The sequence below is a fragment of the Desulforudis sp. DRI-14 genome, from assembly GCF_052618305.1.
In genome coordinates this window covers 339,759-351,323 of the sequence record NZ_JBQXEZ010000001.1, presented here as the reverse complement: position 1 = coordinate 351,323, position 11,565 = coordinate 339,759, and the positions used below count along the sequence as shown (strand labels likewise).

Annotated in this window: 13 protein-coding genes and 1 pseudogene; 8 read left to right on the top strand and 6 right to left on the bottom strand. The window is 61.5% G+C overall.

What is annotated here, in order from left to right; translation table 11 throughout:
- The first annotated feature begins 363 nt into the window (after positions 1–363).
- The 4 genes and pseudogenes from spoIIID (at position 364) to ACUM6F_RS01730 (ending at position 2,686) form a co-directional block, all read left to right on the top strand.
- On the top strand, positions 364–615 hold the full coding sequence (gene spoIIID, locus ACUM6F_RS01745; RefSeq protein ID WP_425620477.1) for a sporulation transcriptional regulator SpoIIID: 252 nt from the start codon (positions 364–366) through the stop codon (positions 613–615).
- A 266-nt stretch (positions 616–881) separates the two neighbouring features.
- Complete coding sequence (locus ACUM6F_RS01740) at positions 882–1,913, top strand: rod shape-determining protein (protein WP_445348218.1); 1,032 nt, start codon at positions 882–884, stop codon at positions 1,911–1,913.
- 16 nt (positions 1,914–1,929) lie between these two features.
- Positions 1,930–2,082, top strand: a pseudogene (locus ACUM6F_RS01735) (four helix bundle protein); the annotation flags it as partial.
- Positions 2,083–2,140: 58 nt separating this feature from the next.
- Positions 2,141–2,686, top strand: a complete 546-nt coding sequence (locus ACUM6F_RS01730; protein WP_445348217.1) for a pyruvate kinase alpha/beta domain-containing protein — start codon at positions 2,141–2,143, stop codon at positions 2,684–2,686.
- On the opposite strand, the gene ACUM6F_RS01725 is transcribed toward ACUM6F_RS01730, so the two are convergent.
- Both ACUM6F_RS01725 and ACUM6F_RS01720 read right to left on the bottom strand, forming a co-directional pair.
- Positions 2,683–3,060, bottom strand: a complete 378-nt coding sequence (locus ACUM6F_RS01725) for a nucleotidyltransferase domain-containing protein (protein WP_445348216.1) — start codon at positions 3,058–3,060, stop codon at positions 2,683–2,685. The genes ACUM6F_RS01730 and ACUM6F_RS01725 overlap by 4 nt on opposite strands.
- Complete coding sequence (locus ACUM6F_RS01720) at positions 3,044–3,463, bottom strand: HEPN domain-containing protein (RefSeq protein ID WP_445348215.1); 420 nt, start codon at positions 3,461–3,463, stop codon at positions 3,044–3,046. The genes ACUM6F_RS01725 and ACUM6F_RS01720 overlap by 17 nt, the downstream gene beginning before the upstream one ends.
- 209 nt (positions 3,464–3,672) lie before the next feature.
- On the opposite strand from ACUM6F_RS01720, the gene ACUM6F_RS01715 reads away from it, so the two are divergent.
- A complete protein-coding gene (locus ACUM6F_RS01715; protein WP_445348214.1) occupies positions 3,673–7,767 on the top strand; it encodes a S8 family serine peptidase in 4,095 nt (1,364 codons plus the stop codon).
- 154 nt (positions 7,768–7,921) lie between these two features.
- Here ACUM6F_RS01715 and ACUM6F_RS01710 read toward each other — a convergent pair whose 3' ends face one another.
- Positions 7,922–8,923, bottom strand: a complete 1,002-nt coding sequence (locus tag ACUM6F_RS01710) for a zf-HC2 domain-containing protein (protein WP_445348213.1) — start codon at positions 8,921–8,923, stop codon at positions 7,922–7,924.
- A gap of 14 nt (positions 8,924–8,937) precedes the next feature.
- Positions 8,938–9,486: an RNA polymerase sigma factor gene (locus ACUM6F_RS01705; RefSeq protein WP_425622187.1), complete on the bottom strand. Its 549-nt coding sequence runs from the start codon at positions 9,484–9,486 to the stop codon at positions 8,938–8,940.
- A gap of 675 nt (positions 9,487–10,161) precedes the next feature.
- Between ACUM6F_RS01705 and ACUM6F_RS01700 the strand changes: the two genes are divergently transcribed.
- Genes ACUM6F_RS01700 through ACUM6F_RS01690 form a run of 3 tightly spaced genes read left to right on the top strand, consistent with a single transcriptional unit; the run spans position 10,162 to position 10,941 of the window.
- Positions 10,162–10,431, top strand: coding sequence for a ribbon-helix-helix domain-containing protein (locus ACUM6F_RS01700; RefSeq protein ID WP_425620467.1), 270 nt, complete (start codon positions 10,162–10,164; stop codon positions 10,429–10,431).
- On the top strand, positions 10,424–10,780 hold the full coding sequence (locus ACUM6F_RS01695) for a type II toxin-antitoxin system PemK/MazF family toxin (RefSeq protein WP_425620466.1): 357 nt from the start codon (positions 10,424–10,426) through the stop codon (positions 10,778–10,780). Before ACUM6F_RS01700 ends, ACUM6F_RS01695 begins: the two co-directional genes overlap by 8 nt.
- On the top strand, positions 10,777–10,941 hold the full coding sequence (locus ACUM6F_RS01690; protein ID WP_445348212.1) for a DUF5615 family PIN-like protein: 165 nt from the start codon (positions 10,777–10,779) through the stop codon (positions 10,939–10,941). The genes ACUM6F_RS01695 and ACUM6F_RS01690 overlap by 4 nt, the downstream gene beginning before the upstream one ends.
- A gap of 113 nt (positions 10,942–11,054) precedes the next feature.
- On the opposite strand, the gene ACUM6F_RS01685 is transcribed toward ACUM6F_RS01690, so the two are convergent.
- Positions 11,055–11,270: a type II toxin-antitoxin system HicB family antitoxin gene (locus ACUM6F_RS01685; RefSeq protein ID WP_445348211.1), complete on the bottom strand. Its 216-nt coding sequence runs from the start codon at positions 11,268–11,270 to the stop codon at positions 11,055–11,057.
- Between the two features lie 2 nt (positions 11,271–11,272).
- Positions 11,273–11,467: a type II toxin-antitoxin system HicA family toxin gene (locus ACUM6F_RS01680; RefSeq protein WP_445348210.1), complete on the bottom strand. Its 195-nt coding sequence runs from the start codon at positions 11,465–11,467 to the stop codon at positions 11,273–11,275.
- Between the last annotated feature and the right edge of the window lie 98 nt (positions 11,468–11,565).

The following is an 11,565-nucleotide window of genomic DNA, read 5'->3' as shown; positions in this document are numbered from 1 at the left end:
CCCCCTATGATGAAGCTCTATTCCTGGCAGCCAAGGAGCGGCACGCCTTACGGGCGGCCTAATCAGGGTTATTAAAATTAGGTATTGACATAGAAGGTCCAGTGTGCGACATGGCAAGAAGGGCCTTGGCCCTTTTTGCCATGTCTGGGCCAAGCATTTGTCGAAGCTTATCCGCATATAAATCACCATACAGCCTGGGTCGTTTGAAAAAAAAAAAGGGGGCTGTTCAAAAACGAGCATGGCGCGGAAGGCGAAGCCGTCCAGCGCGGAGCGTACTGGGTGGTACGTGAGCACTGGACGACAAGCATGACAAAGCCAGGCGAAGTTTTTCAACAGCCCCAGCCTGGACCGGGAGGTAGGGTGATGCAGGAGCATATCCAAAAGCGGGTGCTTGACATCTGCGCCTACATACTGGACACCAACGCCACGGTACGGCAGGCCGCGATGGTTTACAAGGTAAGCAAGAGCACGGTGCACAAGGACATGACCGAACGTCTGCCTGCGCTGGATAAGAAGCTGGCCCAAAAGGTGCGGCTGGTACTCGAGTTTAACAAGGCTGAGCGCCATCTGCGCGGCGGAGAAGCCACCCGGAGGAAATATAAAGAAACAGGCTAAACTTTTGTAAGAAGGAGAGGAAACTTTCCGAACCTTGTAGAATACACCAGCGGAAGATTATGACCGGCGGCGCCTTGCTTTCGAGGTACGCCAGGAACAACACGGTGTTGCCGTTGCTCGCTTCTTTTTACGATAACCTGCCGGACAAGCATGATCGGAACTTGTATCCTTGTCCGGCTTCCGGGCTTTTGACTCGCAGATTGATTCGGAGATTGCAGGATTTCTTTCGAGTCCGGCCTCTGACTTCTTTATCGAGGGGGAAAGCAATGTTTAATTGGGCACCCGACATCGGTATCGACCTCGGCACGGCGACCGTACTGGTTTACGTGAAGGGTAAGGGCATCGTGCTGCGCGAGCCTTCCGTAGTAGCCATCAATAAAGAGACGGGACAGATCATCGCCGTCGGCAAGGAAGCCAGGCGTATGCTCGGAAGGACTCCGGGCAACATCGTGGCCATACGCCCGCTCCGGGACGGCGTGATCGCCGATTTCGACGTTACCGAAAAAATGCTGCGATATTTCATCGAGAAGGCCGGAGCCCGCAGGTTCTTCTTCCGCCCCCGGGTGATGGTCTGCATCCCGGCCCAGGTCACCGGGGTAGAGGAGCGCGCCGTAAGGCAGGCCGCCATCCAGGCGGGAGCCCGGCAGGCCCATGTCATCGAGGAGCCCATGGCGGCGGCGCTCGGCGCCGGGGTGGACATCTCGCAGGCCAGCGGCGCGATGGTCGTGGACATCGGCGGCGGCACCACGGACGTGGCCGTCCTCTCGCTGGGCGGGATCGTCTGCGCTACTTCCATCAAGGTCGGGGGGGACAAGTTCGACGAGGCCATTGTCCGTTACGTTCGCAAGGAGTTCGGCCTCCTGATCGGGGACCGTACGGCCGAGGAACTCAAGATAGAAGTGGGCAGCGCCCTTCCCGTCCGCGGCAGGGAGAGATCGGCTTCGATCCGCGGGCGCGACGTCATGACCGGGCTGCCCAAGGCGGTGGAGGTCACGACCACGCAGGTCTGGGAGGCGATCCAGGAGCCGCTGCATAGCGTGATATCGGCGGTCAAGGAAGTCTTGGAGAAAACACCGCCCGAACTGGCCGCCGACCTCGTCAACAAGGGCATCCTGATGACGGGCGGCGGTGCGCTGCTGGACAACCTCGATGCCCTGGTCGCCAGGGAGACCGGCCTGCCTGCCGTCCTGGCCGACGATCCCGTGAGCTGCGTGGCCCTCGGCACCGGCAAGGCCCTCAGCATGCTCAACGTTCTCCCGAAACCGAAGTACGACAAGCTGTTCAGGAAGGTAGTCTAAGGTTGCGTGACAGGTAATGTTGCCCTCGATTTGTTACACCAGGCGTCCATTGGACGCCTTCTCCGTTTCAACTCAAAGATTTCCCAAGCCGGAGACGTATGAATTAGGCGCTCAAGCTCGCCGTTCTGCAGTCTCTGTTGTGCTTAACATTGTTGAGGGATATGGCCGACAGGATAGTGCAGGGGAGTGCGCAGTGCGCAATGCTTATACACGAAAGGAGTGGTTTCATGTACTGGCCTGCCAAAGGCTCCGCCAACACGGAAGCGACGCTCGAGGCGGCCGTCAGGAGAGCGAAGGAGCTGGGTATCCCCCGCATCGTCGTGGCCTCGTGCTCGGGCAAGACGGCGCTCCTGGCCGCCGGTTGCGGCCTGGAAGTGGTCTGCGTGACCCACCAGGCCGGCTTCGAGAAGCCCGGCGAGGACGAGATGGGAGAGGAAATGCGCCGGGAACTTGCTTCCAGGGGCGTAAAGCTGCTTACGACCACCCACCTGATGGCGGGCCTCGACCGCGCCCTGCGCTTCAAGTTCGGCGGCGTCTATCCCGCCGAAATCATCGCCGCGACCCTGCGCATGTTCGGCCAGGGCCTCAAGGTGTGCGTCGAGATCAGCAGCATGGCCTGCGACGCCGGGCTCATCCCGCCGGGCGAGGACATTGTGGCCGTGGCCGGCTCGGGGACGGGAGCCGACACCGCCGTCGTACTCAGCCCCGCCCACTCCCAGCATTTCTTCGACACCAAGATCCGCGAGATTATCTGCAAGCCCCGGGACTTTTAGTGCGGCCTGATCCGCTCCCGCCAGCCGTCTGCTTCACGGACAACGATCCCGCTTTCTGCGGCCTCCCGCGCCAGGGGATGCCCGGCGGCAAGGAGCCGTGCGAATTCCCCGTACGTATACCCCTTGGGTTCGATGGCGGGTTCCACGTCCGTATAGAGGATCGTGCTCCGCTTCAGCGGGTCGGCCGGGAGGTCGTCGGCGATCACCACGACATCCACATCGCTCCAGAGGTTGAAGTCGCCCCGCGCAACCGACCCGATAACTATCGCCGTCAGCGGGCGGCATAAGCGGTCTTCAAGCCGGCGTGCATAATCCCGGGCCAAATCTATGTAACGGGCTTGCTGTTGCCGGCGGGCCTCAAGAACTTTTTCCATCCGCCCGCACTCCCTTAGCGAACTGCACGAGACGTGAGGCGCATACAACAGCCCGTTCCGCCGTCTCGCGGTCATAGTATTCGAACGGGCTACCGGAAGGATAAGCGTCGGGGTAGCGAGGAGGGATGTAGTGCCGGTCAAGTTCCCGGCACCACTTTTCCATATCATCGGGCAGCGTAAAGCCGGCATCTCTGAGGATTCTTGCAATCCGCAAGGTCGAGTGGCCCGGCGCAAACATTCCCGCAGCGCGAACGAGGGCCTTTAAGGCGTATTCGCCCGCCTGCTGGGCCTTAAAGCAGGCCCAGGCGTGATCGCCGGCAAACATATCCCTTTCAGCCGAAGACAGCGTATATTCGGCCTGGGCAAGCCAGCGCCGGTATTCGTCCTGGTCAAGGAGATTCATCTTTGCGCCTCCTCTCCGCCTGACCATATTATACCACCAAATCATCCGCCGGCGGTCACTCTGTCACAACAGGGCTCGGCCGAGGGTTAATAATTAATGAGCGGTTTCAAGCTTAAATTGCCATCAAGGCGAACGTTCCGGCTGCGGCCGAAGTGTGATAAGATGTTAACTGACTGACAGGACTGTCATCCTTTGTCAAAGGTGGCTCTATGCGTTTCACAAAACCCTTGCTGCCCCTTGTCGCCGTCCTGGTTGCGCTCGCCTTCCTGAGTAGTGCGGCCGTCTACTTCGGCGGCGTGACTTTGCCGGGAACGGGCCCGGAAGAGGGGCAAGACCAGCCGGCGCCAAACAAAGAAAACCTCTACGTCGTCCGTATCGACCCCGGGACAGATCCCCAACTGCTCGCCGGGTGGCTTGAAGCTGCGGGAGCCAGGCTCGGGGACCCGGTGGGGGATTCCCGCTGGCTTTTGCGCGTGCCTCAAGGCGCCGAGGCGAAGGTCAACCGCGTTCTGAAAGGACGCGTCGAGGTGCTGGAAGCCGAGGACCGTCTGGGGCCGGCGGTGGACGCAAACAGCGGTGAAGAACTTGAAATAACCATTTCCACCTTCGGCGCCGGCGACAAGGAGTTTGTGGCCGGTGAGGTGGAGCGGCTCGGCGGAAAAGTCACCAGGGGGCTGAGCGAAAGCGGGACGACCCTGCGCGCGGTCATCCCTGCCGGTGCCGTCAAGACCCTGGCTTCCCTGCCCCAGGTCGTTTTCGTCGAACAGTACCGCCCGCCGGTCTTCCTCAACGACCGGGCCCGGGACATTGCGGGCGTGTCGCCCGTTGCCGTCCGTGACTTCGTCACCGCGCGGGGGCTCACCGGGGCCGGGCAGATCGTGGCCATTGCCGACAGCGGTCTGGGCACCGGTTCTTATGCCGACCTGCACCCCGACTTGGCCAACGTCCCCGGCCAGATGCCCAAAGTCATCTACCTGGAGTCCCTGGCGGGGGGCGACAAGTCCGATCCCACCGGCCACGGCACGCACGTGGCCGGAACCGTGGCGGGCACCGGAGCCGCTTCGGGCGGCAAATTCAAGGGCGTGGCCCCCGGGGCCGGCATCTTCTTCCAGGCCATCCTGGGCAAAAACGGTAAGATCGACCCGCCCGCCGACCTCTACGCCCTCTTCGAGCCCGCCTACGCGGGCGGAGCGCGCATTCACGTCAACGGGTGGGGCGGGGAGACCAACGCCTACCTTTCTTCCTCTTCCCAGATCGACCGCTTCGTCCGCCGCCATCCCGACTTCACCGTCGTCTTCGGGGCCGGGAACAACGGCCCCGGACCGGGAAGCCTGACTCCCGAGGCTAACAGCAAAAACGCCCTCGTTTTCGGCGCCGGCCGGAACGCGCGCCCGGTCTTCGGCGAGCAAAGCGCCGACCCCCGCCTGATGGCCTCCTTTTCGAGCCGGGGGCCGGCGGCCGACGGCCGCATCAAGCCCGACCTGGTGGCGCCGGGGACGTCGATCGTTTCCGCCAAGTCCGGGCTGATCGAGGGCAACTTCCCGGCCAACAGCGCTTACACGCGCATGCAGGGGACCAGCATGGCCGCCGCCGTTGGGGGCGGGGCCGTGGCCCTCATGCGCGAGTACTTTATCAAAGAAGAAGACATGGCTTCTCCATCCGCCGCCCTGATCAAGGCCGCGCTGATCAACGGCGCCCGGCCCCTTCCCGGCGTTGACCGGCAGGCTCAGGGCTTCGGGCTCCTGGACGTGGCCGGCACCGTGACCGCCCTCAAAGAACGCCGCTTCGCGGCCGCCGACGAGACCGGCGGCGTGGCCCACGGGGCGTCCCGGACCTACCGCTGCCGGGTGACCGGTTCGGGCGCGCCGCTGAAAGCAACGCTGGCCTGGACGGACCCCCAGGCGGCGCCGGGGGCGCAAAAGGCGCTGGTCAACGACCTCGACCTGGTGGTGCGGGGGCCTTCCGGAACTTTCTACGGCAACGATTTCGGCCGCGAGGGCAAGAGGGACACGCTCAACAACGTGGAACAGGTGGTCGTCGACAACCCGCAGCCGGGCGAATACCTCATTGAGGTTAAGGGTGCGGCGGTGGCCAAAAACGTCGTGCCGGGCGCGGCCAAGCCCGCTCAGGATTACGCCCTCGTCTTCGGCCAGCCCCTGGAAAGGCATATCGTGACTGCGCTTAACGGAGACAGCCTGGTGCTGGACGGCGGCGGGGAGATCGACCGCAAGAGCGCCGCCCTCGCCGTGGCCGTCGACGGGAAGAAGACCGGCCTCGCGAACGTGCCGCCCGGAGCCGATATCTACTCCTTCACCGACGCGTCCGGGAAGCTCTCGGCCTACATCTACGGCCGGACGTGGCGCGCCGGCGGCGTCCGGCTGCTCAAAGCCGGCGGCGCCCCGGTCCTGGTCAGGGTCAGTCGCGAAAACCGCGAGGGGGGTTACCGCCTGGCCGGCGATTCCGTACCGGTTAGCTTGAACGGCCGGCCCGTCACCGATTTAAACCGGCTGCCCGTGGGGATGTCGGTAACGGCCTCGCTCAATCCTTCAACCCAGGAGATCTGGAGTGTCGAAGGGGGATACGAGGAAGTCGACGGCATCCTGGCTGCGGTTGATCCTTTGAGCAGGAGCGTCAGGCTCCTGGACGACTCCCGGACTTTCTACCTGCATCCCGACGCGGCGACCTTCTTCAACGACACCGTCGTCGATGGGGACCGGGACAACCTGCCCTTTGGGGCTTCCCTGTCGGCGAGCGCCGAGCAACTGGCGCCGGGCATGCCCGTCAAGCTGGGTGTTGCGCCGTCCACAGCCGGGATTTCCTGCATTACCGCCAGGCGCAGCATCGCTGTCGGCCACCTGGGCCAGGCCGACGCCGCCGGCCGGTTCTCGCTGGGAACCGGCGTCGCTTACAGCCTGCTCCCCGGCGCCCCGGTGACCCGCAACGGCCAGCCGGCTTCACCGTCATCGCTGCAACCGGGAGACCTGGTCATCGCCACCTTGATCCCGGATTCCCGGACCTGTATCAGCATCACGGCCTTTTCGGCGGTAATGTTCGGGCGCGTCATCTTCGCCACCGACGATTCGCTCTACCTGTCCGCTTACGATGGGACCGCCGTATCCCTGCAGCTTGGTAAGGACACCGAGGTTTACCGCTGGGGCTTGCTGGCCGGCTCGGACCAGCTTTATCCCGGTCAGTGGGTGCGGGTGATCCTGTCCCCCGGAACGAAGGAGGCCCGGCGCATCGACATCGCCGACGACGCCGCCGAAAGTACGGAGCATTTCCTGTCTTACCAGAAATCCGACCGTACGCTGCGCACTGCTGAAGGAGGCGTTTACCCTCTCGGCAGCCGGGCCGTCGTCACCAAGAACGGCTTGGGTATTGAGCCTTCGGATCTGTTTACCGGCGAAGAAATCACCGTCACCGCCCTGAGAGGGCCCGGCGGGGAACCGGTCGCCGTTGCCGTCAAGGGTAAAACGCTGCCCTCCGCCGAACCGCCGGCCTTGAGCGTCCTGACCATAATACCCGTGCGCGACGGCTTTTTCGCCCGGGGCAAGACCACGGCCTCCACCCTGTACCTGTGCGTGCCGGGAGAGCAGCGTGCCCCGGTGAAGGTTTCGGAGCAGGGCGAGTTCTTCGCCTACATCCCCTTCCGGGACGGCGTGTCGCGCGTCCAGTTCATCGCGCTGGACGGTGCGACGGGAGCGATAGCGGGGCAAAGCGTCGATCTTCCCGTTCCGCCCAAGGGGCTCAAGCTGCGTGACGTCGACGGCCATTGGGCCGAGCTGGAGATCCGCGCAATGGCCGACAAGGGGTTCGTCGCCGGCTATCCCGACGGCGCCTTCCGCCCCGACAAACCGGTGACCCGGGCGGAACTGGCCGTTTTGATGGCCAGGGTGGCCGGCCTCGTTCCCAACGGGGACCGGCAGCCTTCGTATACCGACGCGGGCCGCATCCCTTCGTGGGCCAGGGGTACGATCAGCGCCGCCCAGGAACTCGGGCTGGTCGCGGGGTACAGGGACGGTGCCTTCAAACCGGCCAGGCTAATCAGCCGCGTCGAAGGCACGGCCATGGTGGCACGCATGTGCGCCTGGCTGAACCTCGAGCCGGCCAGGCCCCCGGAAAACGTCCCGTACCAAGATTGGCAGGACATTCCTGCCTGGGCGCGCCGCGATGTTGTCAAGGTCTACGCCCTCGGCCTGCTGGGCGGCGATGCCGCGACGGCTTTCCGGCCGCAATCCTACCTGACCAGGGCGGAGGCCGCGGTCATTCTGCACCGGCTCTCCAACGCCATAAATGGCGGTTAGCTGTTGGCGGTTAGCCGTTAGATACGGGACGTTAACATGTGGATTAGCTAAACAAAAACCCCGCCTTTTATCAGGCGGGGTCCCTCTATTCATCAAGTCCAACATCTAACTTCAGACTTCTGGCCTTCTACGCCTTACACCCTAAGTCTTACGTCTATCCCTCAAGGATCAGGACGATGGTCTGGCGCTCGGCCTTCCGGCTCAGGTCGTCCAACTGCTTCTTAAGGGCGTTCATTTCGGCCTCCAGCAGGACCTTTTGGTTTGCGTCCCCGGTGGCCTGCCACTCGGCCAGCAGGCTGTTGTACCTGACGGCCTTTTCGTTGTAAGTAGCGGAAACGTCTTTGATGTCGGGTTTCCGCTCAAGGGTTTGACCCAGACCGGTCAGCTTTGCCAGGGCCTGGTCGGCCTTATCCAGCGGGACCTCGGCGGCCACGGTCTGCCGGCGCCCGTCGGCGCCGTCCTGCACCGCCAGGACCTCCACCGAACCGTTAAGCCCCTTGGCTACGGTCGCCGCCTGCTGGTAAGCGGAAGAGATGTCTTCCACCTGCAGCCGGACCAGGGTGGTGTGGATGACCACCTTCCGGTCGGTACTGAGGAAGGCGAAGTTTGGCGGCGTCACAGCGTCGTCGGGGACGGTGCTCCCGCCTTGGCCGCTGTTGGACGGGGGATTCGCCGCGGGCGGAGTTACACCCTGCTTATGGGGTTTTGGCGGGCTGGTCGCATCGGGTGTGACGGGATCGGCGACCGTGTCGTTCCCGGGGTTATTCTCTATTATCGCCATCTTGGGCGTGTCGCCGCCGTTATCGGCGACGGTCAGGTTGGGCAGCAGCCGGTAAGCTATACCCAGCGAACCGCATGCCAGTATGGTTACGGCGGCCGCGGCGGCTACCGCGCGCTTCCAGGTGTCCGACCAGCTAACCAGGATGCCTCTGCGCCCGGTGGAGAGCCTGGCCGTAACTCCGGCGGCGAAGCCCGCCGGGGCGGGGATTTCGGTGCTCATTTCGCGCAGGCCGCCGGCTATCCGCCGCCACAGGGCCGCTTCGGCCCGGCATTCCGGACATGAGGCAATATGGCTCTCGACCTCCGCCGAAACTAGGGCGGCGGCCTCGCCTTCCAGCCACTCTGGCAGCAGTTGTCTTGCCTCGGCGCACCTCATCGTTATTACCTGCCTTATTCTCCCCGCACTTTCTCGCGTAACGCCTGCCTCGCCCGGTTGAGCCGGGACTTGACCGTGCCCAGCGAGCAGTTCAGCAGGCGGGCGATGTCCTCGTAGGCGTAACCCTGCATCTCGCGCAGCACCAGGATCACCCGGTGTTCCCGGGACAACTCGCGCATCGCCGCCCACAGCATGGAACGGAACTCCTTGGCTTCGAGCGCCTCTTCGGGCGACTCGCCGGCGGCGGCCACCAGCCGGGGAACCTCGCCGTTTTCGATCTGCACCGGCTCATCCAGGGAGATCGCCGTCTTTTGCCGGCGCTTGAAGTTGATCCAGAGGTTCACCGTGATCCGGTGCATCCAGGTCCCGAAATCGGCCTCGTTGCGGAAACCCCGCAAGGCGCTGTACGCCTTGACGAAGGCTTCCTGGGCCAGGTCCTGGGCGTCGGCATGGTTGCCGGTCAACTGGTAGCACAGCGTATAAACTTTATCCTGGTACAGCTCCACCAGTTCCTCGAAGGCTTTTGCGTCGCCTTTTTGGGACCTTTGAACGAGCAGTTTCACCTTGTCCAAAGGAGGGCATTCCTCCTCGGCCGCGGAACTGCCGGATTACCTTTTAGACATGATACGGGTCGCAAAAGTTCCGGGGTTCCGGGAAAAATTTTCTACATTATTTTAATGCGCGCGGTAGGGAATTTCTGACGAAAAGGTTAATTCATCTAACAATTTACCTTATTAACCAACAATATGGAAGGAGTAATTAGTGGAAGTACTCGTGGAGTTGAAACCGTATCGCTGCGGGAGAAGGTGCCCCCCGGATTTCCCCGGGGCTTGCGGCCGACTATTCAACGTTCGACGTTCAACATTCAACGTTCAAGGTTCAAAGGTTCGATGTTCGATGGGGGTTGGAATAACGATAAGTAACGATAAGTCTGGCCCCTAATCTTCGTCTTCTAAAAGCTGGATCCCGAACTGCTTAAAGTGGTGGCCGAAGGAGAAGGCGTATTCCAGATTCAGCCGCTCCATTATGGCGAAAGTCGTAGCGTCTGTATAGGAAAACTCTTTATCGGTAAAGGTGCATATAATTGCTCGGGCTCGCTCCTCATCAACGGCCGAAACGCCGGCGATTTTGAACTTTTGAGGTCTGACCCCCCAAAGTAAGACACGTTGACTTACCTTTGGGCATACTATATGATGTACACATAGCCGGCCGAAAGGTACGTAGGGGGTGACACGTCCGTGAAATCGATCACTGTCAAGCTTGACCAGGCAACCCTCAAGCAATTAAAGGATATTGCCGCCGCGAAAGGGTTTAACAATCAGAGCGAGCTGGTACGCCGGGCGCTTAAAGCCTACCTGGCCAGAGAAGCGCTGCTGATGAGAAAAAAGGCGATCGCGGAATACGCCGCTGATGCCGGTGCTCAGCGCGAAACGCGCCAGTTGGCCGAAGCCGGTATGGAGGATTTGGACGACTACATCAAACGTATCGAGGGAGAAAGAGATGCCTAGACCGGTGCGCCGAGGCGACATCTACCGCATCGTTCTCGGGGAGACAAAAGGTCACGAAACCCGCGGGCCGCATTACGCAGTGGTGGTCCAGGCGGATATCTGCAATGTCCTGAGCACGGTACTGGTTGTTCCTCTTTCCAGCTCTGTCAAGCGGCCGGCCCCGTTTCACGTTCCGCTGCAGGTGGCCGGCAAAAAGACCTATGCCCTCGTTGAACAACTAAGGGCGGTCGACGCCGCCCGCCGGCTCAAGGAATTCATCGAGAACATCGCCGGCACCGGCGCGATGGCGCAAATTGATAACGAACTCAAACTGATCCTCGGCCTGCACGAGGACTACCGCTGGCTGTGAAGCTTCTTATTGATATGCCTCTTTCTCCGGGATTAGCTGAAAGGCTTACAAGAGAAGGATATGATGCCATTCATGCGGTTTCACTTGGGTTGGACCGGGCGCCTGACGCTGTTATTCTGGACCATGCCCGCCGGGAAGGCCGGATAGTAATTACCGCGTAACGATAAGTCTGACCCCCGTCTATAAAGAAATTCACCCATAAAAAGAAAACCGTCCAACAGTATCACCGTGGACGATTTGGAATGGGCTTGAAGGCCTACGCCACTCTATAACACTAAGCGTTCACAGGGATGTAATCCACCGTTGTCGATGGTTCAGGCAGTGGAATTCCATCCTCAATAAGACCTTCGATGTGCATACGCATAGCAACGGCCATATTGTTTTTGGCTTCGTCCACCGTCCGGCCGGTGGCTACGCAGCCTGGTAGGTCCGGGGAGTAGGCCGAGTAGTTGCCGTCTGCTCTTTCGACAATCACCAGATACTGCCGCAATTCTAATCCCTCCGTTTCAGTCCTGCCTGTTTAAGGATGCTGTTTAACGTTCCTGAAGCCAGGTCATCGTTAGGGTGCCCGGCAATGGTTACCCGACCGGGTCGAGTAGGATGCTTGAACTGCCGGTGACTTCCCTTCTGGCACACCATATACCAGCCGTCAGTTTCAATCAGCTTGATGACATCACGAACCTTCATGGCTACTGCTCCATTTTGCCTTGATTATACCACATCAGGCCAGCGGTTAATAGCAGTGTCGCTTTCTTCTGCGATTATCCCTCTTTCCCCTTATATTC